This window comes from Stenotrophomonas acidaminiphila (assembly GCA_002951995.1).
Classification (GTDB): Bacteria; Pseudomonadota; Gammaproteobacteria; order Xanthomonadales; family Xanthomonadaceae; genus Stenotrophomonas; species Stenotrophomonas acidaminiphila_A.
Genome location: CP019797.1, coordinates 3,634,920 through 3,660,864, shown reverse-complemented (window position 1 = coordinate 3,660,864; position 25,945 = coordinate 3,634,920). Strand labels below are relative to the sequence as shown.

The window sequence follows — 25,945 nt, the reverse complement described above, 5'->3', positions numbered from 1 at the left end:
CAGGAATAATCGTAGAAGGCACGCGGGACGGGCGCAGCGAGCCGCCCGGCCACGTGCCGGAGTAGGGGAAAGTGGATGGCCCAGACTACCACCGCGCGGCGGGGGCGGGAATGCTTGTCCCTGACTTGTTCACAGGATCATCCACAGCCTGTGGATGAAACCCCTGCGGCGCAGGCCGGACAAGGCTTGACGCAGTGGGGGTGGGGTCTATAGAATTTCCGGTTCTTTCCGTCCCATTCATACAGGTGCCCCCATGGCCACCAAGCGCACGTTCCAACCCAGCAACCTCAAGCGCAAGCGCGATCACGGCTTCCGCGCGCGTATGAAGACCGCTGACGGCCGCAAGATCCTGTCGCGTCGCCGCGCCAAGGGCCGCAAAGTCCTCAGCGCTTGATTGCGTTGCCGCCCCGTGCGGCAGATGCAACTCCGATCGTGAGCAGCACCGACCCGCGCAAGCGATTTCCTCGCTCTGCGCGGGTTCGTACGCGTGCCGAATATACAACGGTCTTCAACGGCGCCCGCCGTGTATCCGACCCGCTGATGACACTGCACTGGCTGAAAGGGGATTGCCCCGCCCGGCTGGGCTTGGCCGTGTCACGCAAGGTCGATACGCACGCGGTGGGCCGCAACCGTATCAAGCGTGTGCTGCGTGATGCCACACGCCACCTCCGGGCAGGCATGGCCGGGGTGACTACGTCGTGGTCGCCCGCTCGGCGGCCAGACTTGCCAGCAACCGGCAGATCCGCGAGGCGTTCGAACGCCTGCTGCGCCGTGCCGGCGCATTGCCCGCCGTGGTCGCTGACGGCACAATGCCGCCGCGCGAGGGCAACGAACCCTCTTCTTTCTTGAACGCGCCGGGCACCCTGCCTGGTCGAGCCGAGCCTGCCTGCTGATGAACCAGACCCGTGTATTCCTGATTTTCGCCTGGCTGATGGTGGCGGTGCTGCTGTGGATGGAGTGGGGCCGCGAGAAGAACGCGCCGGACCCGGCCACCGTCGCCGCGACCCAGCCCGCGGTACCGGCGGCAAACGATGCCGACCTGGCACCGCCGGCCGCCGGCAACGTGCCGCAGGCGGCCGTTCCCGGGCAGGCCACGGCCACGCCGTCGCCGGCGCTGGAAGCGGCCACCACCGCACCCCGCGTGAACGTGACCACCGACGTGCTGAAGCTGGTGCTCGACGGCCGCAGCGTGCTCGACGCCGACCTGCTGCAGTTCCCGCAGACCAAGGCTGCCGGCAGCCCGCCGGTGCAGCTGCTGACCGAGGAAAAGGCGCATCCGTACAGCGCCACCAGCGGCTGGGTCGGCCAGGGCGGCTCGGCCGCGCCGGGCGCCAACGGCTTCCAGCCGGTGCAGGCGGCGAAGGACTACACCCTGGCCGATGGCCAGAGCGAGCTGCAGGTGCCGTTCGTCTGGAACGGCCCGAACGGCGTCAGCATCCATCGCACCTACACCTTCAAGCGCGGGGACTACGCCATCGGCGTCAAGGATGAAGTGGTCAACGCCGGCACCACGCCGTGGCAGGGCTATGTGTTCCGCAAGCTGGACCGGGTGCCGGCGGTGCTCAGCCGCAGCATGACCAACCCCGATTCCTTCAGCTTCAACGGCGCCACCTGGTACGACAACGACAAGAAGTACCAGCGCCGGCCCTTCGCCGATTACCTGGAGGACGGCAACCTCAACCAGACCATCACCGGTGGCTGGGTGGCGATGCTGCAGCACCACTTCTTCACCGCGTGGATCCCGCAGGCCGACCAGGCCTCGCTGTACCTGCTTTCGCAGAACGGCCCGCGCCATGTCATCGAGGCGCGCGGCCCCGGCTTCACCGTGGCCCCGGGCCAGAAGGTGAGCACCCAGGCACGCCTGTGGGTCGGCCCGAAGCTGGTCAACCAGATCGCCAAGGAAGACGTCCCCGGCCTGGAGCGCGTGGTCGACTACAGCCGCTTCTCGCTGATGGCGATCATCGGCCAGGGCCTGTTCTGGGTGATGAACCAGGTCCACAAGCTGGTCGGCAACTGGGGCTGGTCGATCATCGGCCTGGTGATCCTGCTCAAGCTGGCGTTGTTCCCGCTGGCCAATGCGCAGTACAAGTCGCAGGCCAAGATGCGCAAGTTCCAGCCGCGCATCGCCCAGCTCAAGGAACGCTATGGCGACGACCGCCAGAAGTTCCAGACCGCGATGATGGAGCTGTACAAGAAGGAAAAGATCAACCCGATGGGCGGCTGCCTGCCGCTGCTGATCCAGATGCCGATCTTCTTCGCCCTGTACTGGGTGCTGGTGGAATCGGTGGAACTGCGCCAGGCACCGTGGTTCGCGTGGATCCAGGACCTGACCGCGCGTGACCCCTACTTCATCCTGCCGGTGATCAACGTGGCGGTGATGTGGTTCACCCAGAAGCTGACCCCGGCACCGGGCATGGACCCGATGCAGCAGAAGATGATGCAGTTCATGCCGCTGGTGTTCGGCGTCATGATGGCCTTCATGCCGTCCGGCCTGGTGCTGTACTGGGTGGTCAACGGCGGGCTGAGCCTGGCCCAGCAGTGGTGGATGACCAAGAAGCACGGCGAGGACGCACCGACGCCGCCGGCCAAGGCCGAAGCCAAGTAAACGCGAAAGCCCGCCGCAAGGCGGGCTTTTCGCATGCGCGGCGCGGGTGCGCGCCGTCGTGCTGCCCACGGGGCCAGCGGCGCAGGCGCCGCTCCACTAGAATCGTCCGGCCTCCGCCCGTCTTCGTCTGCCATGTCCCGTTTTCCAGCACTGCGCCGTTTCCTGTTGCCCGTGGCGATCGCCGCGTTGCTGGGCGCGTGCGGTGGCGGGCAGCAGGACGTACCGCCGGCCCCGGCAGTGGAACAGGCCGCGGCCGCCGACCCTGCCGCCGCGCCCCTGCTGGCGGCATTGCAGAAGCAACTCGACGGCCACCGCCGCATCATCGTGCTGCTGGCCGACGAGGGCGCGCAGGGCGAGCGCGACCGCGCCACGTCCACCCGCATCGGCCAGCAGTTGTTCCACCAGGGGCTTGAGCAGCGCGAGGCGATCGCCGCGCAGTTCGATGCGCTGCTGCGCACCGCCAGCCCGCAGCGCTTCGCCACGCTCGGCGTGGTGCTGGACTACGTCGAGTCGGCGCCGGATCTGTTCGATGCCGACCGCCTGGCGTTCCGTGAGGTGCTGCGCGACCTGCACGCGCACATCGGCGCCGATTCCTCGCTGCCGGCGGTCAAGCTGCACCAGCGCATCGGCGAGGATCTGGAGGCGCTGGACGAGATCGAGCGCAACTACAACCAGGAAGTGACCCGCATCTTCAGCCGCTTCGATCGCACCCGCGCCATCGCGCTCAAGCGCGAGAAGTGGGAGGACTACGTGGCCCACCTGCGTACCCGTTACGAGCGCGAGGCGATCTTGCGCGACCATGGGGTGATCGAGCCCTACCCGATGTCGATGAAGGACAGCGAGCGCGAGATCTTCGGCCGCGACCTTCCGGCCAAAACCGTGGTGCTGACCTTCGACGATGGTCCGCACAAGGCGCATACCGAAGAGATCAGCGCCATCCTCAAGCGTTACGACGTCCCCGGCGTGTTCTTCGAGGTGGGCCGCAACATCGGCACCGTCGCTGCCGACGGCACGGTGACGCTCGGTGCGATGGCGGGCATCAGCCGCCAGTTGATGGCCGACGGCTATGCGGTGGGCAACCACAGCCTGACCCACGCGCAGCTGTCGCGCACCAGCGGCGACGCGCTGCGCGAGCAGGTGCTCGGCACCGACACGCTGCTGCGCCGGGTCGGTGGCGAGCGCGCGCCGCTGTTCCGCTTCCCTTACGGCGCGCGCAACGCCGAAGGCCTGCAGCTGCTCGGCGAGGCCGGGCTCAAGTCGATCATGTGGAACATCGATTCGATGGACTGGGCCGACCCGGTGCCGGAGTCCATCGTGCAGCGCGTGCTCGAGCAGGTGCAGAAGGAGCAGAAGGGCATCATCCTGTTCCATGACATCCACGACCGCGCGGTGAAGGCGCTGCCGCAGATCCTGGACCGGCTGATCGCCGACGGCTACCAGTTCGCCGGCTGGAACGGCCGCGATTTCTCCGTCAGCCGCGCGCGCCGCGATGCCGGTAACCCAGCCACCGTGACCACCGGTTACGAGAAGTCCTGGGCGATCGTGATCGGCATCGACGACTACGCGAAGTGGCCGAAGCTGGAGTACGCCAGCCGCGACGCGCAGGCCGTGGCCGACACCCTGACCGGTCAGTTCGGCTTCCCTTCCTCGCAGGTGATCGTGCTGAAGAACCACGAGGCCACCCGCAACAACATCCTGGCGGCGTTCCACGACCGCCTCGCCGATGGCCGCACGCAGAAGAACGACCGCGTGTTCGTGTTCTTCGCTGGCCATGGCGCCACCCGCCAGCTCGCCTCCGGGCGCGACCTGGGCTACATCATCCCGGTGGACTCGGACCCGCGCGAGTTCGCCACCGACGCGATCGCGATGACCGACGTGCAGAACATCGCCGAGAGCCTGCAGGCCAAGCACGTACTGTTCGTGATGGACGCCTGCTACAGCGGCCTGGGGCTGACCCGCGGCGGCGCGTCGTCTTCCGCGTTCCTGCGCGAGAACGCGCGGCGTGCCGCGCGGCAGATGCTCACCGCCGGTGGCGCCGACCAGCAGGTGGCCGACAGCGGGCCCAATGGCCACTCGGTGTTCACCTGGGTGCTGCTGCAGGCACTGTCCGGCAAGGGCGACCTCAACGGCGACGGCCTGATCACCGGCACCGAACTGGCCGCCTACGTCGCGCCGGCGGTGTCGGCGGTATCGCGGCAGACCCCGGCGTTCGGCAGCCTGCCGGGCTCGCAGGGCGGTGAGTTCGTGTTCCAGGTACCGGACAGCCAGGAATTCCTCAACGCCGGCACCACCCAGCTCTCGGCCGACGCCATCGCGCTCAACAGCCGCGTCGATGCGGCCCAGGGTGGCGCCGAGGCCGCGGTGAAGGTGGCCAGCCTGCAGGGCGGCAGCAGCACGCTGGTAGTGCCGGCGGCGGTGCCGGCGTCCGACCGCCAGCGCGCCCAGCAGGCCAACGACCGTGGCCTGCAGCTGTACCGTGAAAAGCGCTACGACGAGGCGGTGGCGCAGTTCACCGAAGCGCTCAAGCTGCGCCCGGATTTCGCCCAGGCCGCCAACAACCTGGGCTTCGTCTACTACCGCCAGCAACGCTACGCCGAAGCGGCGCGCTGGTTGGAGAACACACTGAAGATCGACCCGTCGCGCGCGGTGGCCCATCTCAACCTGGGCGACGCCTATTTCCACGCCGGCGACAAGCCCCGGGCGAAGCAGGCCTACGCCACCTACCTGGAACTGCAGCCGCTGGGCAGCGGCGCCGCGCAGGCCCGCGCGCAACTGCAGAAGCTGTAAGCCATGAACGACAGCGCCGGGCGCGACACCATCATTGCCATCGCCAGCGGCGCCGCGGCCGGCGGCGTCGGCATCCTGCGGCTTTCCGGTCCCGCATCGGCGGCGATCGCACGCGCGCTCGGCTGCCCCGCGCTGCAACCGCGGCATGCGCACTACGCGCGCTTCCGCGATGCGGACGGCGAGGTGATCGACGACGGCATCGCGTTGTACTTCCCCGGTCCGCGCAGTTTCACCGGCGAGGACGTGGTGGAACTGCAGGGCCATGGCAGCCCGGTGGTCCTGCGCCAGCTGCTGGAGCGCTGCGTCGCGCTCGGTGCGCGCCAGGCGCGGGCCGGCGAGTTCAGCGAACGCGCCTTCCTCAACGGCAAGCTCGACCTGGCCCAGGCCGAGGCCATCGCCGACCTGATCGCCGCCGGCGACGTACGTGCCGCCCGCGCTGCCCGCCGCTCGCTCGACGGCGTGTTCTCGCGGCGCGTGGAGGACGTGGCCGAACAGCTGGTGCGGCTGCGCATCCACGTCGAGGCCGCCATCGATTTCGCCGACGAGCCACTGGATACGCTGGGCGGCGCGCAGGTACGCGCCGGCGTGGCCCAGGCGCGCGCGGCGCTGGCGCGGCTGCGCGCCGACGCCGAACGTGGCCGCAAGCTGCGCGACGGCCTGCACGCGGTGCTGATCGGCCCGCCCAACGCCGGCAAGAGCTCGCTGCTCAACGCCCTGGCCGGCAGCGAGCGCGCCATCGTCACCGACATCGCCGGCACCACCCGCGACACCCTGCGCGAGACCATCCGCATCGACGGCCTGGAGCTGGAGCTGGTGGACACCGCCGGCCTGCGCGAAGGCGGCGATGCCATCGAGCGCGAGGGCATGCGCCGCGCCCGCGCCGAAATGCAGCGCGCCGACCTGGCCATCGTGGTGCTGGACGCACGCGACCCGGAAGCGGGCCGGCAGGCGGTCGGCGACGCCGCCGCCCAGGCCGCGCGCCAGCTGTGGGTACTGAACAAATGCGACCTGCTGCCGCAATGGCCGCAACCAGCGGGCGGCGACGTGATCGCGATCTCCGCCGCCAGTGGGCAGGGGCTGGATCAGCTGCACGCGCGCCTGCGCGAACTTGCCAGCGAAGGCGCCGGTGAAGGCCAGCAGGGCGAGTTTTCCGCGCGCCTGCGGCATGTGCAGGCCATCGTCCTGGCCGCCGCGCACCTGGACGATGCCGAGGCGCAACTGCGCCACGACCACCTGGAACTGGCTGCCGAGGAACTGCGCCTGGCGCACCAGGCGCTGGGCGAGATCACCGGCCGCATGACCGCCGACGACCTGCTGGGCCGGATCTTCTCCAGCTTCTGCATCGGCAAGTAGCCGGCCACCGGCATTGAAACGTTCATCGGCGGCCGGTTAGTCTGCGCGGGCCGCCGTGATGGCGGCCCTGAAGGAGTCCGGTCCAATGCGCCATTGATGCCCGCCCTGCCAGCCCGCGCTGGCGAGGCCTCGCGAAGTCCCGCTGCCGCTGGCAGCCGGGTGATCCGGGCATGGATGGAATGCAATGACCACGACTCCCTTCCTGACGCTTGAACGCGTCTCCTGGCAGCTGCCCGACGGCCGGCTGCTGTTTTCCGATCTGGACGAAACCTTCGACGCGCGCCCGACCGGGCTGGTCGGGCGCAACGGCGTGGGCAAGAGCGTGCTGGCGCAGGTGCTGGCCGGCCGCCTGGCGCCCACCCGCGGGCGCTGCCTGCGCTCCGGGCCGGTGGCGTGGCTGCCGCAGCAGATCGACGCGTCGCCCACCGCGAGCGTCGCCGAACTCGCCGGCCTGGGCGATGCGCTGGCGGCGCTGGATCGTATCGAACAGGGCAGCAGCGACCCCGCCGATTTCGAAGCACTGGACGAGCGCTGGCAGCTGCGCGAACAGCTGCAGGCCGCACTGGAGCGGATGCAGCTGCAGGGCGTCGCCGCCGATACGCCGGTGCGCCGGCTCAGTGGCGGCCAGCGCATGCGCGTGGCCCTGGCGGGCGCGTTCCTGTCGGATGCCGATTTCCTCATCCTCGACGAGCCCACGAACCATCTCGACGCGCCGGGCCGGCAGCTGCTGCGCGACCAGTTGCGGGGCTGGCCACGCGGTCTGCTGGTGGTCAGCCACGACCGCGAGCTGCTGGGCGACATGCAGCGCATCGTCGAGCTGTCCTCGCTGGGTCTGCGCAGCCATGGTGGCGACTACGACTTCTACGCGGCGCGCAGCAGCGAAGAGCGGCGCCTGGCCGCGGACACGCTGCAACAGCGGCGCCACGAACGCCGCCAGGGCGAACGGATGCTGCGCGAGCAGCAGGAACAACGCGAGCGTCGCGCCGCCCGTGGCAACCGTGAAGCGGCGCATGCCAACCAGGCACCGATCCTGCTGGGCCGGCAGAAGCAGCGCGCGCAGGCCAGCGCCGGCAAGGCGCTGCTGCAACGGCAACAGCAACGCGAGCAGCTGCAGGAACAGGTACGGCAGGCGGCGGCGCAGGTGGAGGCCGCGGCCCCGGTGGTGTTGCTGCCGGCGGCCGCCGCCGGCGCTGCGCCCGCCAAGGTGGCCGCACTGCAGGACGTGGTGCTGCCGTTCGTCGAAGGTGCGCTGGCGCGGATCGACCTGCTGCTGGGGCGGGGCGAGCGGCTGGCCCTCACCGGCCGCAATGGCAGCGGCAAGTCGGTGCTGCTGCAGCTGCTGGCCGGACGGATGGCGCCGCGACACGGCACGGTGCAGGTCAACGTGGCGCATGCCTGGCTCGACCAGCATCTGTCCCTGCCGGTGCCGCGGGGTACGGCGGTGGAGCAGCTGCGCCATGCCAACCCGGGCATGGCCGAACCCGAGCTGCGCACCCGGCTGGCGCTGCTGGGCCTGGCTGCCGGGCACGCCGACGCGCCGGTCGCCGCGCTCAGTGGCGGCGAGCGCATGAAGCTGGCGCTCGCCTGCGCCGTGTACGCGCAGCCACCGGCGCAGTTGTTGCTGCTCGACGAACCGGCCAACCATCTCGACCTGGAGGCGACGCAGGCCCTGGAAGCGCTGTTGCGGCAATGGCCGGGCACGCTGCTGGTGGCGGCACATGACGAAGCGTTCCTGCGTGGCATCGGCATCAGCGGCCGCCTGCATGCCGGCGCCGGCGGCTGGTGCCGGTTGCCGCCGTGAATCACGCCAGCCGCACGCGATGCGGGCAGTGGCGGCGCAGGCCGCGGCCATGTCCCATGCCGGTCACATCCACCCCGCACACTCCCGCTTCCTTCAATGACGGCAACAGGAGCGGGCGGTGTCCGGCAAAGCGGTGATGGCGGTGGTGGCAGGGCTGTGCATGATGGCATCCTCGACGGCAATGGCCGCCGCTCCCGTTCCCCATCGCCGCAGGTATCGGTGTACGCGCACCGTGGCGCCAGTGCGCTGCTGCCCGAGCACACCCTGGCGTCCTACGCGCAGGCCATCGTCGATGGCGCCGACTACATCGAGCCGGACCTGGTGATGACCCGCGACGGGGTGATGGTCGCGCGCCACGAGAACGAGATCGGCGCCACCACCGATGTCGCCGCGCACCCGGAGTTCGCCGCCCGGCGCACCAGCAAGGTTATCGACGGCAGGCGCGTCGAGGGCTGGTTCACCGAAGACTTCACCCTGGCCGAACTGAAGACCCTGCATGCCCGCGAGCGCCTGCCGGAGCTGCGCGGCACCGCGTTCGACGGCGAGTTCCGCATTGCCACCCTGGACGAGATCCTCGAGTTCCTGGTGCAGCAGGCGCGGCGCAGCGGGCGCGGCATCGGCCTGGCGCCGGAGATCAAGCACGGCAGTTACTTCCGCGGCATCGGCCTGGCGATGGAGGAGCGCCTGCTCGACGCCCTGCGCGGCAATCCCTACACCCGTGTCGCACCGGTACTGGTGCAGTCGTTCGAGACCGCCAACCTGCGCCAGCTGCGCGCGCGCATCGGCCGCCAGTCCAACATCCGCCTGCTGCAGCTGCTGGGCGACGCCCAGGCGCAGCCTGCCGACGTGGCACTGGCCGGTGGCGAGCTGACCTACGCGCGCATGGCCACGCCGGCCGGCCTGCGCGAGGTGGCCGGCTATGCCGATGCGATCGGCGTCGAGCGCCGCGCGCTGCTGCCGCTGGATGCGCAGGGGCGGTTGGCCGCGCCCACGCCACTGATCGCCGACGCGCATGCCGCCGGCCTGCAGGTGGTGGCCTATACCTTCCGCCCGGAAAACCCGTTCCTGCCGCCGGACCTGCGCCAGGGCGCAGCCGATGCGCGCAACCCACAGGGGTCCATCGCCGAGATCCGTGCCTATCTGCGGGCCGGGATCGATGCCTTCTTCACCGACGACCCGGCGCTGGGCCGCCGCGCGGTGGACGGCGATGGCCCCGTTGCCGGCGGCGCCGGCTGATGCCCGGTCACGACGGGTCGCGGCGCGGGCGCGGGCGCAGCTGCACCACTACCTCGTAGTCGCGGCCCTCGCGCGGCTGCCACAGCACCGGCACCTGGCCGGGCGACGGCGGCTCCAGCTCGGCATCGGCCAGCGGCGCATCGGCGTCGTCCTGTTCGTCCTCGTCCTCCCAGCTGTAGCGCTTGCGCGGTGCCAGCGGGTCGGCATGGCGGAACAGCAGGGCGGCGATCACGCCTGCGGCCGCGCCACCCATGTGCGACTGCCACGACACGCCGGGCTCGTGCGGCAGCACGGTCATCACCATGCCCCCGTAGAACAGCACGCCGATCATGCCGGCGGCGATCGCGGCGCGGTCGCGGCGCAGCAGGCCCAAGCCCAGCACCAGGAACATCAGGCCATGGGTGATGCCGCTGGCGCCCAGGTGGTGGCTGCCGGGCTCGCCCAGCATCCACGCGCCGACGCCCGAGCCCAGCCACAGCAGTGGCAGCGCGCGCAGCGTCGCCTTCGGGTAGACGGCGCCGGCCAGGGTTCCCAGGATCAGCAGCGCGGCCGCGTTGGCGGCCAGGTGTTCGATGGAACCGTGCAGCAGCGGCGCGCCGAGCAGCCCCAACAGGCCAGCGGTGTCGTGCGGGCCCACCGCCCAGGGCCGCCAGTCCCAGCCGGTCTGCTGCAGCGCGAACATCGCCACCAGCAGCAGCACGAAACCCAGGCTCAGGTTGAAGGCGCGCAGCACGCGACGGCGGTCGCTGCTGCGGTCGGTGGCCGAGGTCTGGCCGGTGTCTGGCGTGTTGGAAGTGTCCATGGCTTTCGGGATTGCGGCGCCCTGCAGTGAATGCAAGGGCGCCGCATCGGGACGCCGGCGTACCACCGGCGGGACAATCGTGGCGTATGCCGGTTCCGGGTCAGGCCTTGTGCCCGCCCTTGGGCGGCAGCTTCAGGCTCAGCACCATCGTCACCACCAGGATCGCGGCGACCACGCCCAGCGACACCGGCACCGGGATCTTGTACAGGTCGATCAGCAGCATCTTGGCGCCGATGAAGCCCAGGATCACCGCCAGGCCGTACGGCAGCAGGTGGAAGCGGTCGGCCATGCCGGCCAGCAGGAAGAACATCGCGCGCAGGCCCAGCACCGCGAACACGTTGGAGGTCAGCACGATGAACGGGTCGGTGGTGATGGCGAAGATCGCAGGGATCGAATCCACCGCGAAGATCACGTCGGTGACCGCGATCAGCACCAGCACCACGAACATCGGGGTGAACCAGCGCACGCCGTTCTTCTCGGCCATCAGGCGGTTGCCGTTGTACTCATGGGTGATGCGCAGGTGCCGGCGCATGAACTTCAGCGCGGGGTTGTCGTCCAGGCTCGGTTCCTGGCCGGCGGCGAACCACATCTTCCAGCCGGTGAACAGCAGGAACGCGCCGAACACGTAGAGCAGCCAATGGAACTGGCTGACCAGCACGGTGCCGGCGAAGATCATCACCGTACGCAGCGCAATGGCACCCAGGATGCCGATGATCAGCACGCGCTGCCGCGCCGTCTCGGGCACCGCGAAGTAGCCCATGATCAGCAGGAAGACGAAGATGTTGTCGACCGCCAGCGCCTTTTCGATCAGGTAGCCGGTCAGGAACTGCAGGCCGATTTCATTGGCCACCGCGGTACCGGCGGTCTCGTTCAGGTAGTACCAGAGGCCGGCGTTGAAGGCCAGGGCCAGGGCGACCCAGCCGATCGACCACAGCAGGGCTTCCTTGAAGGTCACCTTGTGCGGGCCGCCGTGGCGCATCAGCACCAGGTCGATCAACAGGGCGGCGATGACGACGGCGACGAAGCCGCCCCAAAGCCAGGGATTACCGATTGTCTGGATCATGGGAGTTCCGGTCATGTGGAGGTTCTGGGAACCGCAGGGGCCAAGAACTGGACACGGAATCGGGGAGACCGGGGACAGAGCTTCGCCTATGCGGCGAAGGTCTTGCTCACAGCCCCGGGGCCGGGACTGCCGTTGCACCGGAGCCTTGCGGCTCGAACTGACGGCGACAACGTCTGGGAGCTACTCCCCTTCAGCCGCCGATAGTGCCGGCTTGACGCTTTGCCGTCAATGAATGCGCCGCGGCGGCGGCCCGGCGCCCGTTACAATGGCGCCCATGAATACCCCCCTTCCCGTCGTACGCCTGAAGAACGCGTGGCGCTCCAGCCACCCGTGGATTTTCCAGAAGCTGGTCGAAAAGCCCGTCGCCAAGCCCAAGCCCGGCACCATCGTCGACGTGGTCGGGGTGGATGGGGAGTGGATCGGCCGCGGCTTCTACAACGGCCACTCGCGCATTGCCGTGCGCATCCTGGAAACCCGCCGCGACGTGGACGTGGACCAGGCCTGGTTCGCCGCCAGGATCGCCGACGCGGTGTCGCTGCGTCGTGACGTGCTCAAGCTGGACCAGGTGTCCAACGCGTGGCGCGTGGTGCACAGCGAGGGCGACGGCCTGTCCGGGCTGGTGGTGGACCGCTACGACGACCTGATCGTGGTCGAGTTCTTCGCCGCCGGCATGTTCCGCCACCGCGAATGGATCTACGAGGCGCTGCGCGTGCAGTTCCCGGGCTGCCGCTTCCACAGCTTCGCCGATGAACACGTGCAGAAGCAGGAGAGCTTCGACTTCCACGGCAACACCACCACCGAACCGGCGGTCATCACCGAGTACGGCATCAAGTTCCGTGCTGACCCGGCCGGCGCGCACAAGACCGGCTTTTTCGCCGACCAGCGCGAGAACCGGCAGTGGCTGAGCCAGCAGGTCGAAGGCAGGAGCGTGCTGGACCTGTGCTGCAACACCGGCGGCTTCGCCGTGTACGCGGCCGCGCGCGGCGCCAGCGAGGTGCTGGGCGTGGACATCGACCAGGACGTGATCCAGATCGCCAAGGGCAACGCCCGGCTCAACAACGCCAAGCCGAAGTTCGTGCAGGCCGACATCTTCCCGTGGCTGCGCGATGCCGCCAACCGCGGCGAACAGTACGACGTGGTGATCCTGGATCCGGCCAAGATGACCCGCGACCGCGACCAGGTGATCAACGCGCTGAAGAAGTACCTGGACATGAACAAGCTGGCGCTGGGCGTGGTTAAGCCCGGCGGCCTGTTCGCCACCTTCTCCTGCACCGGCCTGGTGTCCGAGGAGCAGTTCCTGGACATGCTGCGCCGCGCCGCGTTCTACGCCGGCCGCACCCTGCAGATCCTGAAGGTGGCCGGCGCCGGCCCGGACCACCCGTTCATGGCGCACGTGCAGGAATCGCGCTACCTCAAGGCGGTGTTCTGCCGCGTGGTGGACTGAGCGGGGTAGTGCCGGCCGTTGGCCGGCACACGCCAGCGCCTTGGCGCTGGCGCCCCGCAGTCTGCGTAGCAAACCGCGGGGCCCGTGCCGTTTTCTCCCATACCCCCGCCGCTTCGCGGCCGCCCCCTGACTCAGGGGGCTTTCCTCCAGATGCTGCCCGGCTGCTTTGCTGAGGCCGCGGTCGCGACAGATGGTTCGAAGCCACCCGGCGTCGCTCCTGCAGCCACTCCTGCGGTATGGTCGTGGCCTTTCCCCGAAGCCGAGGCCCGCATGTCGCTGCGTCGTCTGTCCCTGCTGCTCGCCCTGGCGCTGGGCGCCCCGTTGTCCGCCCAGGCGGTCGAATTCACCCAGGCCGAACTGGCCCGTGCCAAGGCCCTGCAGCAGCGCCTGCTGACCCTGGACAGCCACCTGGATACCCCGGCCAACCTGGCCCGGCCCGGCTTCGACATCCTGCACCGCCACGACCACAACGCGCTGTCGCAGGTGGATTACCCGCGCATGCTCGACGGCGCGCTCGACGGCGGCTTCTGGGCGATCTACACCGACCAGGGCGACCGCAGCCCCGCCGCGCACCTGGCCGAGCGCGACCACGGCCTGATGCGGCTGATCGAGATCCGCGAAATGCTGGCCGCGCACCCGGACCGCTTCCAGCTGGCGCTCACCGCCGACGATGCCGCGCGGATCAAGGCCGCCGGCAAGCGCGTGGTCTACATCAGCATGGAGAACGGCAGCCCGCTGGTGGCCGACCCGTCGCTGCTGGGCTTCTACCACAAGGCCGGGTTGCGCCTGCTGTCCACCGTGCACTTCGCCAACAACGAGTTCGCCGATTCGGCCACCGACCCCAAGGGCGCGGAGTGGAAGGGCCTGAGCCCGGCCGGCAAGGCGCTGGTGCACGAGGCGGTGCGGCTGGGCATCGTGATCGACCAGTCGCATGCGTCCGACGCGGTGTTCGATGACCTGGCGGCGATGCTGCCGGTGCCGTTCATCCTCTCGCACAGCGCCGCCAAGGCGGTGTTCGACCATCCGCGCAACCTGGACGACGCGCGCCTGCGCCAGCTCGCCGCCAAGGGCGGGGTGATCCAGGTCAACGCCTACGGCGGCTACCTGCTCGACGAGACCCCCAGCCCGGAGCGCAAGCAGGCCGAGGAAGACCTCGAAAAGCGGCTCGGCGGCTGGGATGGCATGCCGATCGAGCAGGGCGTGGCGCTGGCGCGGGGGATGGCCGAGCTGGACCAGCGCCTGCCGCGGCGGCGGGCGACGCTGGACGACTTCTTCGTCCATTTCGCCCACCTGCTCGATGTCGTCGGCCCCGACCACGTCGGCATCGGCATGGATTGGGACGGCGGTGGCGGCCTGCCGGGCATGCGCGACGTCACCGACCTGCCCAAGATCACCGCCTGGCTGCAGCGCCGCGGCCTGAGCGATGCGCAGATCGCCAATATCTGGAGCGGCAACGTGCTGCGGGTGATGCGCCAGGCGCAGGACTACGCGGCGAAGAACGCCGCGAAGTAACCGGGCGCCATTGCCACCGCTGCGTCGCGTGGCCGCGCTGGCCGCGCGACGGCGACAACGAGCGCCGCATGCCCGGCGCCTTCGCTGCCACGGCAGCGAAGGCGCCGGTTCCCGGGTCGGCCGCTCTGTCCGCGGCCGTGATTGGCCGCCGCCGTTTCCCTGGGATGGGGCCGCGCTGCGCTGCGTACCCGGGCACGAAGCCGCGGCGGTCGCCGCGTGCGCGCGTTGCCCGCGTGGGTCAACGCACGTTGCCCCGCCGCGTGGCGGGGTCGCCGCCGGGGTCAGCCCGGCTGCTTGCCGAGCACCGCATTGCGGCGGCTGTAGAGCACGTAGACCACCAGACCGAACACGTTCCACAGCGCGAACCACAGCTGGGTGCGGGTGGGCAGGCTGAAGAACAGGTAGATGCAGCCCAGGATCGCGATCGGGCCGACCACCCACGCCAGCGGCGTGCGGAAGGTACGCGCGCGGCCGGGTTCGCGCCGGCGCAGCACCAGCAGGCACAGGCCGACCGCGGTGAACGCGGCCAGGGTGCCGGCATTGGCCAGCGCGGCGATCTCGTCCAGCCGCGCCACCCCGGCCAGCGCGGCCACCAGCACCGCGGTGAACACGGTGATGGTCACCGGGGTGCCGGTGCGCGGGTTCACCAGCGACAGCCCGCGCGGCAGCAGGCCATCGCGCGACATCACGAAGAAGATGCGGCTCTGGCCGTAGAAGAACGCCAGCAGCACGGTGGGCAGGGCGATGATCGCGACCACGCCGATCACCAGCGCGGCGGTGCCGTGGCCCAGTTCGCGCATGATCAGCGCCAGCGGCTCGGCGCTCTTGCCGAACACCGTGTAGCTCATGGCGCCGACCGCGGCCAGCGCCACCAGCAGGTAGATCAGGGTGCAGCCGACCATCGAGCCGATGATGCCGATCGACAGGTCGCGCCTGGGGTTCTTGGTTTCCTCGGCGGCGGTGGAGATCGCATCGAAGCCGTAGAAGGCGAAGAAGATGATCGCCGCCGCGGCCATCACCCCGCGCTCGACCCCGTCCGGACCGAGCGACTTGGGGAAGCCATAGGGCATGAACGGCTGCAGGTTGGCCGGGTCGAACGCCGGCAATGCCACCCACACGAACACCGCCAGCGCGATCAGCTTGAGCACCACCAGCACCGCGTTGACCGTGGCGCTCTCGCGGGTGCCGGCGATCAGCATGCCGGCGACCAGGAAGGTGATGACGATGGCCGGCACGTTGAGCAAGCCGCCTTCCACGTGCGGGCCCGCGGCCAGCGATGGCGGCAGCACCACGTTCCAGCCGAAGGAGGTGTGCAGCCATTCCAGGAAGCCGACGAAATAGCCGGACCAGCCCACCGCCACCGTGCTGACCACCAGCGAGTATTCCAGGATCAGGCTCCAGCCCACCACCCAGGCGATGGTCTCGCCCAGCGCGCTGTAGCTGTAGGTATAGGCGCTGCCGGCGGCCGGCATCATCGTCGACAGTTCGGCATAGGCCAGCGCCGCGCAGGCGCAGACGATGCCGGCGACGATGAACGAGATCAGCACTGCCGGGCCGGCCTTGTCCGCACCCACGCCGATCAGGGTGTAGATGCCGGTGCCGACGATGGCGCCGATGCCCAGCGCGACCAGGTGGGGCCAGCTCAGCGACGGGATCAGGCGGCGGCCTTCCTCGTGCTGGGTGAGCTGGTCGATGGATTTGCGCCGGAGCCAGGACTGCATGCGGACCTCGCGGTTCGTGGTATTCGGGAAAGGGGCCGAGTTTCGCCGAACGCAGCGCAGCAAAGCCAGAATTTCCCGCTGCTTTCATGGGCTTTGGCGATGGGCGGTAGCCGGGGCGACGGATCCGGCACAAAAGCCGCCAGCCAGGTGTTGATGGCGTCGTCCGCCGATGCGCCCGGGGGGCGGCGTGGACGAAGCGGGGCAGGGCGCCCGACGCAGCGCCTGCGGGCGATGGCGGGGACAGGAGCTGCCGGCAAGATGCGGCGCATCCACGTCGTGGCCATGGAGGCTCACTGCGCCGGGCTTCGCCGATGGCGCGCCGCGGCGAACCCCGTACGCGGCAAGCCGCGTACCTACGCGCGGCGCGGATGCGCCAGCAGGTACTCGCGCAGGGCCACGGCCTGGTTGTGTTCGGTGTCGCTGGCGGCGTACACCAGGGTCACCGGCCCTGCGTCCAGCGCATCGCGCAGCGGCGCCAGCAGCCGTGGCTGCGCGGCCAGCTCGCGCCAGTAGCGCTGGCGGAATGCGTCCCAGCGCTCGGCGCGGTGGTCGAACCACAGCCGCAGTTCGTTGCTGGGCGCCACGTCCTTGAGCCACTGCGCCTGCAGCCGGGCGCGGCTGACCCCGCGCGGCCACAGGCGGTCGACCAGGAAGCGCTGGCCATCGGTGGCGGTGGCCGGTTCGTAGGCGCGCTTGCAATGGATGGGCATGCCGACCTCCCGGCGCCGGGGCTCAGCCTTCCAGCCCGAGCCGTACGCCGAATGCGATCAAGCATACGCCGACCGCGCGCCGCAGCCACACGCCAACGCGCGGGTACCCGGCCAGGCGCCGGGCGATGAACTGGCCGCCGAAGATCAGCACCGAGCACCAGCCCACGCTCAGTACCGCGATCAACCCGGCCATCAGCCCCAGGGTCAACGCGCCACGCTGCGTGGCCGGGTCGATGAACAGCGGGAAGAACGCCATGTAGAACAGGATCGCCTTGGGGTTGAGCACGCCCACCAGCAACGCCTGCCGGAACCAGCGCCGGCCCCATTGCTGCGCCGTGGCGCCGGCCGCGGCGGCCGGTTCGCGCAGCAGTTGCAGGCCGACCCAGACCAGGTAGGCCGCGCCGACGTAGCGCAGCCCGGCGAACAGCAGCGGATGTGCCTTCAGCAGCGCGGCCACGCCGGTGGCGGCGATGGCGATCAGGATCTGGTCGCCCAGCATCAACCCGGCCAGCGTCGCGTAGCCGGCGCGCACGCCGCCGCGCGCGGTGGCGGTGAGCAGGGTGAAGGTGCCCGGCCCGGGCAGCATCAGGAAAAGGATGACGGCCACCACGAAGGTGCCCAGGTCGTTGATGCCCATCCACGGCATGGCGCTGGTCCCGGCCGGCTCAGCGCGCGCGCTGCATGGCAAGCCGCTGTTTCACCGCGGCGATCAGCGCCTGCAGGTCGTCATGCCGCGGTACCCGGTAGCGGTCGCCGGTGATGTCCAGATTGCCCTTGCGCCAGAAGCCCGCCGGCGCGGCCACCAGCAGCTTGCCCGAGCGCGCATACAGGCCGAACTCGAGCAGGGTGACCGGGCTCTGCGTGCCCGGCGCGAAGTACATCAGCACGATGTCGGCCTGTTCCAGTGCTGCCAGCTCCCATTCCACCTGGCGACGGAACTCCGGCTCGTCGGCCTCGGCGCGCCAGGCCGGGTTCCAGTCGGCGCGGCGTGGGTTGAGCAGCACCACGTCCTCGTCGGCCAGCGCCTGCTGCACCTGCTGCTGCCAGTCGCCGGCCCTGCCCATCTCGATGCTGCCGGCCAGGAACACCCTGGGCCGTGCATCGCCCGCGGGAATGGGGGCGGGCGAGGTGATCGTCTGCGAACCCGCCGCGGCGACCGGCGACAGCAGCAACAGGCAGGACAGCAGCAACGGCTTCATGGCGGGCGGGAATGCGCGTGGGGTGCACATGATCGCAGAAGCGGCGCAGCCGGTGAGACGCGCGGGGCTACACTTTGCCCCATGCAAACCGAAACCCTGATCCTGGCCGGCCTGCTGCTGGCCGTCATCGTGCTGCTGGTGTTCCTGTTCCGTCGCATTGGCGGCAACGGGCACGCCGAAGCGCTCGCCCGCGACCTGGACGCCGAACGCCAGCGCGCCAACGCCGCCGCCATCGACGCCGGCCAGCTGCGCGGGCGCCTGGAATCGCTGGCCGCGGAAATGGAACACGAGCGTCGCGAACAGGCCGAGCAGGCCCGCCAGCTGGCCGCCCTGAACCAGCGCATCGAACGCGAAGCCACGCAATCGGCCGAGGCCGCGGTGCGCCTGGCCGAGCGCGAGGCGGCGCTGGCCGACGCCCGCGCGCAGCTCGCCGAACTGAGCGCGTCGCTGGAACGCGAGCGCCAGGCCCTGCACGCCGCGCGGGCCGACAGCGCGCGCCTGCAGGCCGAGCTGCAGCATGCGCGACAGGCGCAGGAACAGCTGCGCGACTGGATCGCCGCGGCGCGCGAGAACCTGTCCGGCGCCTTCACCGAACTGGCCGCCAAGGTGTTCGACGAGAAGGGCCAGCAGTTCGAGAAGAACGTGCGCCTGGCCACCGGCCAGTCGCGCGCCGACATCGAGACCCTGCTCAAGCCGTTCGCCGACAAGCTGGGCGAGTTCCGGCAGCGGGTGGACACCCTGTACGGTGAAGAGGCGCGCGAGCGCGCCAGCCTGCTCGGCGCGGTGGGTGAGCTCAAGACCCTCAACCAGGACATGGCGGCGCAGGCCGCCGCGCTGACCAGCGCGCTGAAGGGCAGCGCCAAGGTGCGTGGCGACTGGGGCGAACTGATGCTCGACAACGTGCTGCGCGGTTCCGGCCTGGAAGAGGGCATCCACTACGAGCGCCAGGCGCATGCCACCACCGACGAAGGCGACAGCCTGCGCCCGGACGTGGTGGTGCGTTTCCCCGACCAGCGCGCGGTGGTGATCGACAGCAAGGTCAACCTCATCGCCTGGCAGGAAGCGATGAACGCGGCCACGCCCGAGCAGCAGGACGAAGCCCTGCGCCGCCATGCCATCGGCCTGCGCCAGCACGTCAAGGACCTGGGCGACAAGAACTACCCCAAGGCCATCGGCGGTGACGCACTGGACGTGACCATCGCCTTCGTCCCGATCGAAGGCGCGCTCTCGGCCGCGCTCGGCGTGGACATGGACCTGCAGTCCTATGCGTTCGATCGCCGCGTGGTGTTCGCTTCGCCGAACACGCTGATGGCGCTGCTGCGCGTTACCGAGCGGCTGTGGACGCGCGACAAGGTGCAGCGCCAGGCGCTGGAGATCAGCGACACCGGCGGCAAGGTGCTCGACGCGCTGGTCGCCTTCCTGGCCGAGTTCGACATGGTTGGCAGGAAGCTGGAGGAGGCGGGCAAGGCCTTTGCCCAGGCGCGCAACCGCCTCACCGAGTCGCCGCAGTCGGTGTCCAACCGCGCCCGCCGCCTGGCCGAACTCGGCAGCAAGGCGCGCAAGGCGCTGCCGCCGGAACTGCAGCCGGAGAGCGTGCGCGCCTTGACCGACGGAATGACGGGCGACGATGCCACCGCAACGGACTGAAGATCCGCAGCGTCGCACCGCATCGCGGATGCCCGGCACCCGGCAGCATCATCAATGGGGGGATGTAGATGACCGCATTGCTCATCCTTCCCGGTCTGGATGGAACGGCAACACTGCACACGGCATTCATTGAGGCCGCTGCGCCGCTGTTCGACTCCGTTGAGGTGGTGGCGTATCCCCCGGACCGGCCGCTGGGTTATGCCGAGCTGGAGGTTATTTCTAGGGCTGCATTCCCAGACAAACCGTTTGTGCTGCTGGGCGAATCCTTCTCCGGACCTGTCGCGCTTTCCATCGCCGCAGACCCGCCTGCCAACCTGCGCGGTCTGGTTCTCTCCACTACGTTCGCAACCGCACCGGTTCCCTTCTTGCGTACGTTCGCCCCATTGCTGCACGCCGTTCCCTTCCCGCTCCCGCCATCGATGCTGTTGTCCTGGTGGCTGTTCGGGCGTTGGGCGACGCCAGCGCTTGAGGCCGCGCTGCGGGATGCATTGCGCAAGGTTTCCCCCCATGTGCTGCGTTTCCGCGCCGCCAGCGCGCTGCGGGTCGACGTGCTGGCGCGATGCGCCGCCATCGCCGTGCCCGTGCTCGATCTGCGTGCCAGCGACGACAAGCTGCTCCAGCGCGATCCGGGCAGGCAGATGAGCGCTGCGATACCACGTTGTCGGACGGTGGAAGTGGCAGGTCCGCATCTGTTGCTGCAGGCCGAGCCGGAGGCCTGCGCCAGGGTCGTCGGCGAATTTGCGGCAGGGATCGACGCCTGACCGGATATGCTTGGGCTGCCTAATCAACCACAGGAACCCCCCATGGCTACCGCCATCCAGGACATCCCCCTGACCACCCTCGACGGCGCCCCGGCCTCGCTGGGCGACTACCGCGGAAAGGTGCTGCTGCTGGTCAACGTCGCCTCCAAGTGCGGGCTGACGCCGCAGTACGAAGGGCTGGAGAAGCTCTACCGCGAGAAGAAGGACGCCGGGCTGGAGGTGCTGGGTTTCCCGGCCAACAACTTCAACGGCCAGGAGCCGGGCAGCGAGGACGAGATCCGGCAGTTCTGCTCGCTCACCTACGACGTGACCTTCCCCATGTTCGCCAAGATCAGCGTCGCCGGCGCCGACGTGCACCCGCTGTACCAGCAGCTGATCGCGGCGCAGCCGGTGGCGACCGGCGAAGGCCCGATGCGCGAGAAGCTGGTCGGCTTCGGCATCGAACCCAACCCGGCGCCGGGCATCCTGTGGAATTTCGAGAAGTTCCTGGTCGGCAAGGACGGGCAGGTCATCGGCCGCTTCTCGCCGGATACCACCGCCGATGACGCCGGCCTGCGCGCGGCGATCGATGCCGCGCTCGCGGCCTGAGCCCCGCCACCGATCGCGGCCCCGGCGGCAGCGGTCGGTTTTCGCGCGCCGCATCGGGCAACAGACTGAAGAGGCGATCGCAGGATGACGGCAGGCAATTCCGGTGGGTTCGCGGTCGGCTGGTTCACCCTGGCGCTCATCAACGCCGGGCTCGCCCAGGGCAAGGGACGCAGTGGCATGAACTGGGGGCTGCTGTCGCTGCTGCTTGGCCCGCTCGCCACGCTGTTGCTGGTGCTCCAGGCATCCCGGCACCCGGACGGCAGTTGAGTCCCGGTCCAGGGCGCCGACGCCGGCCCGGAAAAAGAAAGCCCGGGATTACCCCGGGCTTTTTTCGTACCTGCATTGCACACCGCGCGCTCAGCGCCCCCATTCGGGCATCGGCATCGCATCGACCGGGATGGTGGTCTGCTCGTCGTCGCCATGGCGGCGGCGGTCGTGGCGCAGGTCCTTCTCGATCTGGTAATTGCGCCGCTGCAGCCAGGCATCGCGGGTGAGCGCGTACTCGTCCACCGCGTTGTCGCGGATGTCGTCCAGCGACAGCAACTGCACCCGGGTGTCGACCAGCTGCAGGCCCTGCAGGCCGATGCGCAGTGTGTCCGTGTCCACCCGGCGTAGCGGCGACAACGGTACGTCGCCGGCCAGGCCGAACACGTCGCGCACGGTACGCGGGCCGAAGAACGGCAGCTCCACGTAGCGCGACTGGCGCCAGCCCCAGGTACCCAGGGTCTGTCCGAAGTCCTCGCTGCGGCGCGGCACCATGGCCTTGCTGGCGGGGTCGAACAGGCCGCCGATGCCGAGCGTGGAGTTCATCAGGAACCGGCCCAGCGAGTCCCAGGCGTCGTCGGCATGGCCCTGCAGCAGCTGGTTGACCATGGTCACCGGCAAGCGCAGGTTGCTGAAGAAGTTGCTGACCCCGGTGCGCGCCACGCGCGGCACCACCTGCACGTAGGCGGTGGCCAGCGGACGGGCGATGCCGCGGTCCACCGCCAGGTTGAAGCGGTGCATACGGCGGTTGTACTTCTCCCACGGATCGTAGGTCGGCGTGGCGCCATCGCCGCCGCTGCCGGGCTCCGTACCGGGGGGCCGTACAGCGCGGCGAAATCGTCCTCGGCATCGGTCGCCGCGGCCGGGCTGGGCGGGGTCGCCTGCGCCTCCGCCGGGGTACCCGCGAGCGTGTCGTCGGATGCCCGGGTGGGCTGCGCCGCCACGTCGGCGACCGGGACCGGCGCCGGTGCAGTGGCCGGCGCCGGTGCGCCCGCGCAGGACGCGGCGTCCGCGCAGCCGGAGGGCTCCGCGCCGACGCTTGCGCTGGCGGGCGGTGCGGTCGCGCGCACGGGCTTGCCGGCGCAGGCGCCCAGCACGAGCACGGCGGCCAGGAGCGGGAGGGTGCGGAAGAGGTTCATGTCAGTGTTCCGCCGAAGAGGCGTTGAAATCCAGGTCCGGTGACAGCCGGTACGCCGCGCGCAGCTCGTCCAGGCCCACCGGTGCGCCGACGATGGTAGCGCCGCCATTGCTACGCATGCGTGCAGACAGCTCGGCCAGCAGCGCCACCCCGGCGCTGTCCACGCGCTCGACGGCGTTCAGGTCGAGCCGGCGCAGCCCGCCCACCTGGCGCAGCAACTGCGGCCACAGCGCCACCGCCGCGGCGCGGTCCAGCGTGCCGGCCAGGTGCAGGGCGTCGCCCTCGACGCGTGCGGTGGCGTCACTTGCCACGGGGTGCCGGGCCCGCGGTGGCCTGCATGCTGCCGTTGCGCAGTTCGGCCGCCACTTCCTTGATCGACTTCTGCCGCAGCGGGGCGTCGAACTGGTTCTTGAAGGTCTGCACGTAGGAGATGCCTTCGATCATCACGTCGAAGATCTTCCACTGGCCGCCGACGTTGCGCATCAGGTATTCGACCGGGGTCGGCTCGGCGCCGGCGCGCACCAGTTCGGTCGACACCTTCACGCCACGGTTGCCCGGCAGCGCGGCCTCGCCCTTGTAGCGGAAGCTGGGCTTGCCCTGGATGTCGAGCAGGGCCGAGCCGTAGCGGGCCATCAGGTTGTCGGCCATCGCGTCGGCGAACAGCTTGACGTCGGCATCGGCCGCGCCGCGGCCATGCACGCCCAGCACCAGGCGGGCGGCGTAGTCGCGGTCGAAGCCGCGGCTCAGTTCGCTGTCGATGAAGCCGCGCAGCGCGGTCGGGTTGGCGCGGAACTCGCCGCGGCGGGTTTCCAGCGTGGACAGGATGCGCGAGCTGGCGTCGAGCACGGTACGCGCGGCGGCCGAAGGCTGCGCGGCGCTGGCCGCCGGGCGCGCCTGCGCCATCGCCAGCGACGGGGCGGCGGCGAGCAGGGCCGCGGCGAGCGCGGTGGTGAGCAGTCGGGTTTTCATGATTAGGGTTCTTCCTTGGTGGGCGTCTCGTGGGGGCCCGGGGGGACGCGGCGTTGTTGCCGCCGCCGCTGAACATGTACTTGCCGACCAGTTGGATCAGGTCCACCGCCGGCTGCGTGAACACGATCTCGTCGCCGGACTTGAGCACGTCCGGGTCGCCGCCCGGCTGCAGGCCGATGTAGCTTTCGCCCAGCAGGCCGCTGGTGAAGATGCCGGCCGAGGTGTCGGCGGGCAGGTCCTTGAACTTGCCGTCCAGCGACAGGGTGACGATGGAGTCGTATTTAACGGGGTCCAGCTGAATATCGGCCACTTGGCCGATGGTCACCCCCCCTACCTTCACTGGCGCCTGCGGCCGCAGCTGGCCGATCTGGCTGAAACGCGCCTTGAGCACGTAGTCGCCGCCGCCGATGCCGAAGCGCTGGTTGGTGGATGCCACCGCCAGTACCAGCAGCGACGCCAGCGCCAGCAGCAGGAAGGCGCCGACGGAGAATTCGAGTCGAGGTCCACGAATGGCCATGTTGTTGTCTCACTCCTGATCCAGCAGGTGCCTCGCCGGTGCGGGCGAAGCGGGTTGTTCGTCGGATCCGCGCACCGCCACGCGCGGGTACCCGGCAGGGATTGGCATCAATGGAACATCAGTGCGGAAAGCACGAAGTTGAACATCAGCACCAGCAGCGAGGCATTCACCACCGCGCGGGTGGTGGCCACCGAGGTGCCTTCGATGGTGGGTTCGGCGTGGAAGCCGACATAGGCGGCGACCAATGCGGCGGTGCCGCCGAAGATCGCCGACTTGAGCAGCGCCACGGCGAAGTCGTCCCAGAAATCGACGCTGCTGCGCAGCCCCGACCAGAACGTGCCGTTGTCCTGGCCCAGCACCTTCACCGCCTCGAACCAGCCGCCGGTGATGGCCAGCGAACAGAACACGCCGGTCAGCAGCGGCACGGTCAGCACCGCTGCCCAGAAGCGGGGGGCCACCGCCTTGGCCACTGGGTCGATGGCCATCAGTTCCAGTGCCTTGATCTGGTCGGTGGCACGCATCAGCCCCAGCTCGGCGGCAATGGAACTGCCGGCGCGGCCGATGAACAGCAGCGCGGTCAGCACCGGCGCCAGTTCGCGGTACAGCGACAGCCCGAGCAGGGTGGACAGCGCATCGGCGGCGCCGAAGGTGGTCAGCGTGCGGTAGCCCTGCAGGGTCAGCACCAGGCCGACGAAGGCGCCGCCCACGGCGATGATCGGCAGCGAGCGCGCGCCGATCTTGTAGATCTCGCGGGTCAGCTCGGCGAGGAAATCGGGCGTCGGCAGCGAGCCGCGCAGCACCGTCAGCGAGAACAGGCCGGCGCGGCCCAGCGAGCGGATCGAGGACACGAACGGCATCAGGCAGCCCTCGGCCGCGGCGCGGCGTCGAACGGGATCGGGCCGTCGGGCTGGCCGTGCAGGAACTGCCGCACCAGCGGGTCGCTGCTGGCCTGCAGCTGGTCAGGCGTGCCCGAGAACACGATGCCGGCGTTGGCGATGACCACGGCGTGGTCGCAGATCGGCAGGGTCTCGTGCACGTGGTGGCTGACGATGACGCTGGTCAGCCCCAAGCTGTGGTTCAGGCGCTGGATCAGGCTCATGATCACCCCCGAGGCGATCGGATCCAGCCCGGTCAGCGGCTCGTCGTAGATCATCAGCGGCGGGTCCAGCGCCAGCGCGCGGGCCAGCGCCACGCGCCGCGCCATGCCACCGGACAGTTCGCGCGGCCATGCATCGGCCGCGGCCAGCAGGCCCACCGCGTGCAGCTTCATCCGCACCAGGCGCTGCAGCACCGGCTCGGGCAGGCGGGTGTGGGTCCGCAGCGGCAGGGCGACGTTCTCGGCGACCGTCAGGTCGGTCAGCAGGCCGTTGCCCTGCAGCAGCACGCCGATGTTCTTGCGCATTTCCAGCAGCGCGCGGTTGCCCTGCGGGATGTCCTGCCCGAACAGGCGCACCTGGCCGCTGACCGGGCGCAGCTCGCCGGTCAACGCCGCCAGCAGCGTCGATTTGCCGGTGCCCGAGGGGCCGAGCACGGCGGTGATGCTGCCGCGCGGCACGTCCAGCGAAACGTCGCGCAGGATCGTGCGCCCGCCGCGGTCGATGCGGACGTCGGACAACTGCACCAGGGGTGTCCGGGGAAGGGACATGGCGGCCTTTAACGGAAAACCAACGTGGCAGGATTATCGGGTCCGCCTGAACAAAAGAGAACTGGACCGTGCAGTATTGTCGCCGGACCGGCGCCGGGCGTCAGTGGCCATGCGTGGAACGCCCAGTCTTCCGGGTGTCGTTGCGGCGGTTCGGCCTATGTGGACGACACAGGTATGGAGTCG

22 protein-coding genes and 3 pseudogenes are annotated in these 25,945 nt (G+C 69.9%); 13 read left to right on the top strand and 12 right to left on the bottom strand.

The annotated features are described in order from the left end of the window. Positions 1-253 precede the first annotated feature (253 nt). The 7 genes and pseudogenes from B1L07_16235 (at position 254) to B1L07_16205 (ending at position 9,782) form a co-directional block, all read left to right on the top strand. Complete coding sequence (locus B1L07_16235) at positions 254-394, top strand: 50S ribosomal protein L34 (GenBank protein AUZ56373.1); 141 nt, start codon at positions 254-256, stop codon at positions 392-394. Between the two features lie 38 nt (positions 395-432). After that, positions 433-893: pseudogene (locus B1L07_16230) on the top strand (ribonuclease P protein component). Continuing rightward, positions 893-2,605: a membrane protein insertase YidC gene (locus B1L07_16225; GenBank protein ID AUZ56372.1), complete on the top strand. Its 1,713-nt coding sequence runs from the start codon at positions 893-895 to the stop codon at positions 2,603-2,605. The pseudogene B1L07_16230 and the gene B1L07_16225 overlap by 1 nt, the downstream one beginning before the upstream one ends. Before the next feature lie 171 nt (positions 2,606-2,776). After that, the gene (locus B1L07_16220; protein ID AUZ56659.1) at positions 2,777-5,392 is read left to right on the top strand and encodes a polysaccharide deacetylase; all 2,616 of its coding nucleotides are present in this window, start codon (positions 2,777-2,779) and stop codon (positions 5,390-5,392) included. 3 nt (positions 5,393-5,395) lie between these two features. Continuing rightward, positions 5,396-6,745: a tRNA uridine-5-carboxymethylaminomethyl(34) synthesis GTPase MnmE gene (locus tag B1L07_16215; protein AUZ56371.1), complete on the top strand. Its 1,350-nt coding sequence runs from the start codon at positions 5,396-5,398 to the stop codon at positions 6,743-6,745. 184 nt (positions 6,746-6,929) lie between these two features. Further along, positions 6,930-8,546, top strand: a complete 1,617-nt coding sequence (locus B1L07_16210) for an ABC transporter ATP-binding protein (GenBank protein ID AUZ56370.1) — start codon at positions 6,930-6,932, stop codon at positions 8,544-8,546. A gap of 156 nt (positions 8,547-8,702) precedes the next feature. Further along, a complete protein-coding gene (locus B1L07_16205) occupies positions 8,703-9,782 on the top strand; it encodes a glycerophosphodiester phosphodiesterase (GenBank protein AUZ56369.1) in 1,080 nt (359 codons plus the stop codon). Positions 9,783-9,789: 7 nt separating this feature from the next. On the opposite strand, the gene B1L07_16200 is transcribed toward B1L07_16205, so the two are convergent. Both B1L07_16200 and B1L07_16195 read right to left on the bottom strand, forming a co-directional pair. Continuing rightward, the gene (locus tag B1L07_16200; protein ID AUZ56368.1) at positions 9,790-10,584 is read right to left on the bottom strand and encodes a rhomboid family intramembrane serine protease; all 795 of its coding nucleotides are present in this window, start codon (positions 10,582-10,584) and stop codon (positions 9,790-9,792) included. A 100-nt stretch (positions 10,585-10,684) separates the two neighbouring features. Further along, on the bottom strand, positions 10,685-11,644 hold the full coding sequence (locus B1L07_16195; protein ID AUZ56658.1) for a hypothetical protein: 960 nt from the start codon (positions 11,642-11,644) through the stop codon (positions 10,685-10,687). 277 nt (positions 11,645-11,921) lie between these two features. On the opposite strand from B1L07_16195, the gene B1L07_16190 reads away from it, so the two are divergent. After that, positions 11,922-13,091, top strand: coding sequence for an rRNA large subunit methyltransferase I (locus B1L07_16190; protein AUZ56367.1), 1,170 nt, complete (start codon positions 11,922-11,924; stop codon positions 13,089-13,091). 270 nt (positions 13,092-13,361) lie between these two features. Then, on the top strand, positions 13,362-14,603 hold the full coding sequence (locus B1L07_16185; GenBank protein ID AUZ56366.1) for a peptidase M19: 1,242 nt from the start codon (positions 13,362-13,364) through the stop codon (positions 14,601-14,603). A gap of 281 nt (positions 14,604-14,884) precedes the next feature. Here B1L07_16185 and B1L07_16180 read toward each other — a convergent pair whose 3' ends face one another. The 4 genes from B1L07_16180 to B1L07_16165 all read right to left on the bottom strand — a co-directional run bounded on the left by B1L07_16180 (position 14,885) and on the right by B1L07_16165 (position 18,233). Next, the gene (locus tag B1L07_16180; protein AUZ56365.1) at positions 14,885-16,324 is read right to left on the bottom strand and encodes an amino acid permease; all 1,440 of its coding nucleotides are present in this window, start codon (positions 16,322-16,324) and stop codon (positions 14,885-14,887) included. Between the two features lie 353 nt (positions 16,325-16,677). Further along, entirely contained in the window at positions 16,678-17,034 is a 357-nt protein-coding gene (locus B1L07_16175; GenBank protein AUZ56364.1) for a hypothetical protein, read from the bottom strand. 22 nt (positions 17,035-17,056) lie between these two features. Continuing rightward, positions 17,057-17,680, bottom strand: a complete 624-nt coding sequence (locus tag B1L07_16170) for a leucine efflux protein LeuE (GenBank protein ID AUZ56363.1) — start codon at positions 17,678-17,680, stop codon at positions 17,057-17,059. Between the two features lie 19 nt (positions 17,681-17,699). Continuing rightward, positions 17,700-18,233, bottom strand: a complete 534-nt coding sequence (locus B1L07_16165) for a hypothetical protein (GenBank protein ID AUZ56362.1) — start codon at positions 18,231-18,233, stop codon at positions 17,700-17,702. An 81-nt stretch (positions 18,234-18,314) separates the two neighbouring features. Between B1L07_16165 and B1L07_16160 the strand changes: the two genes are divergently transcribed. The 4 genes from B1L07_16160 (at position 18,315) to B1L07_16145 (ending at position 21,496) form a co-directional block, all read left to right on the top strand. After that, complete coding sequence (locus B1L07_16160; protein AUZ56361.1) at positions 18,315-19,880, top strand: recombinase RmuC; 1,566 nt, start codon at positions 18,315-18,317, stop codon at positions 19,878-19,880. A 68-nt stretch (positions 19,881-19,948) separates the two neighbouring features. Further along, positions 19,949-20,641 (top strand): hypothetical protein, encoded by a 693-nt coding sequence (locus B1L07_16155; GenBank protein AUZ56360.1) that lies wholly within the window; start codon positions 19,949-19,951, stop codon positions 20,639-20,641. A gap of 42 nt (positions 20,642-20,683) precedes the next feature. Beyond that, complete coding sequence (locus B1L07_16150) at positions 20,684-21,229, top strand: glutathione peroxidase (GenBank protein AUZ56359.1); 546 nt, start codon at positions 20,684-20,686, stop codon at positions 21,227-21,229. Positions 21,230-21,313: 84 nt separating this feature from the next. Then, positions 21,314-21,496 carry an antitermination protein NusB gene (locus B1L07_16145; GenBank protein AUZ56358.1) on the top strand — a complete coding sequence of 61 codons (183 nt, stop codon included), beginning with the start codon at positions 21,314-21,316 and terminating at the stop codon, positions 21,494-21,496. 90 nt (positions 21,497-21,586) lie between these two features. Here B1L07_16145 and B1L07_16140 read toward each other — a convergent pair. The 6 genes and pseudogenes from B1L07_16140 to B1L07_16115 all read right to left on the bottom strand — a co-directional run bounded on the left by B1L07_16140 (position 21,587) and on the right by B1L07_16115 (position 25,762). Continuing rightward, positions 21,587-22,632 (bottom strand): annotated as a pseudogene (locus B1L07_16140) (hypothetical protein). Between the two features lies 1 nt (position 22,633). Next, positions 22,634-22,942 (bottom strand): anti-sigma B factor antagonist, encoded by a 309-nt coding sequence (locus B1L07_16135; GenBank protein AUZ56357.1) that lies wholly within the window; start codon positions 22,940-22,942, stop codon positions 22,634-22,636. After that, positions 22,932-23,600, bottom strand: a complete 669-nt coding sequence (locus tag B1L07_16130) for an organic solvent ABC transporter (protein AUZ56356.1) — start codon at positions 23,598-23,600, stop codon at positions 22,932-22,934. Before B1L07_16130 ends, B1L07_16135 begins: the two co-directional genes overlap by 11 nt. 34 nt (positions 23,601-23,634) lie before the next feature. Further along, a pseudogene (locus B1L07_16125) lies at positions 23,635-24,117 on the bottom strand (outer membrane lipid asymmetry maintenance protein MlaD). A 107-nt stretch (positions 24,118-24,224) separates the two neighbouring features. Then, positions 24,225-24,974 (bottom strand): ABC transporter permease, encoded by a 750-nt coding sequence (locus B1L07_16120; GenBank protein ID AUZ56355.1) that lies wholly within the window; start codon positions 24,972-24,974, stop codon positions 24,225-24,227. After that, positions 24,974-25,762, bottom strand: coding sequence for an ABC transporter ATP-binding protein (locus B1L07_16115; protein ID AUZ56354.1), 789 nt, complete (start codon positions 25,760-25,762; stop codon positions 24,974-24,976). The genes B1L07_16120 and B1L07_16115 overlap by 1 nt, the downstream gene beginning before the upstream one ends. Positions 25,763-25,945 lie beyond the last annotated feature (183 nt).

Bases quoted from the DNA above. Each gene is read 5' to 3' on its own strand.
- B1L07_16235 (AUZ56373.1), top strand. From the start codon at position 254: ATGGCCACCAAGCGCACGTTCCAACCCAGCAACCTCAAGCGCAAGCGC.
- B1L07_16225 (AUZ56372.1), top strand. From the start codon at position 893: ATGAACCAGACCCGTGTATTCCTGATTTTCGCCTGGCTGATGGTGGCG.
- B1L07_16215 (AUZ56371.1), top strand. From the start codon at position 5,396: ATGAACGACAGCGCCGGGCGCGACACCATCATTGCCATCGCCAGCGGC.
- B1L07_16210 (AUZ56370.1), top strand. From the start codon at position 6,930: ATGACCACGACTCCCTTCCTGACGCTTGAACGCGTCTCCTGGCAGCTG.
- B1L07_16200 (AUZ56368.1), bottom strand. From the start codon at position 10,584: ATGGACACTTCCAACACGCCAGACACCGGCCAGACCTCGGCCACCGAC.
- B1L07_16190 (AUZ56367.1), top strand. From the start codon at position 11,922: ATGAATACCCCCCTTCCCGTCGTACGCCTGAAGAACGCGTGGCGCTCC.
- B1L07_16185 (AUZ56366.1), top strand. From the start codon at position 13,362: ATGTCGCTGCGTCGTCTGTCCCTGCTGCTCGCCCTGGCGCTGGGCGCC.
- B1L07_16180 (AUZ56365.1), bottom strand. From the start codon at position 16,324: ATGCAGTCCTGGCTCCGGCGCAAATCCATCGACCAGCTCACCCAGCAC.
- B1L07_16175 (AUZ56364.1), bottom strand. From the start codon at position 17,034: ATGCCCATCCATTGCAAGCGCGCCTACGAACCGGCCACCGCCACCGAT.
- B1L07_16170 (AUZ56363.1), bottom strand. From the start codon at position 17,680: ATGCCGTGGATGGGCATCAACGACCTGGGCACCTTCGTGGTGGCCGTC.
- B1L07_16165 (AUZ56362.1), bottom strand. From the start codon at position 18,233: ATGAAGCCGTTGCTGCTGTCCTGCCTGTTGCTGCTGTCGCCGGTCGCC.
- B1L07_16160 (AUZ56361.1), top strand. From the start codon at position 18,315: ATGCAAACCGAAACCCTGATCCTGGCCGGCCTGCTGCTGGCCGTCATC.
- B1L07_16155 (AUZ56360.1), top strand. From the start codon at position 19,949: ATGACCGCATTGCTCATCCTTCCCGGTCTGGATGGAACGGCAACACTG.
- B1L07_16150 (AUZ56359.1), top strand. From the start codon at position 20,684: ATGGCTACCGCCATCCAGGACATCCCCCTGACCACCCTCGACGGCGCC.
- B1L07_16145 (AUZ56358.1), top strand. From the start codon at position 21,314: ATGACGGCAGGCAATTCCGGTGGGTTCGCGGTCGGCTGGTTCACCCTG.
- B1L07_16130 (AUZ56356.1), bottom strand. From the start codon at position 23,600: ATGAAAACCCGACTGCTCACCACCGCGCTCGCCGCGGCCCTGCTCGCC.
- B1L07_16120 (AUZ56355.1), bottom strand. From the start codon at position 24,974: ATGCCGTTCGTGTCCTCGATCCGCTCGCTGGGCCGCGCCGGCCTGTTC.
- B1L07_16115 (AUZ56354.1), bottom strand. From the start codon at position 25,762: ATGTCCCTTCCCCGGACACCCCTGGTGCAGTTGTCCGACGTCCGCATC.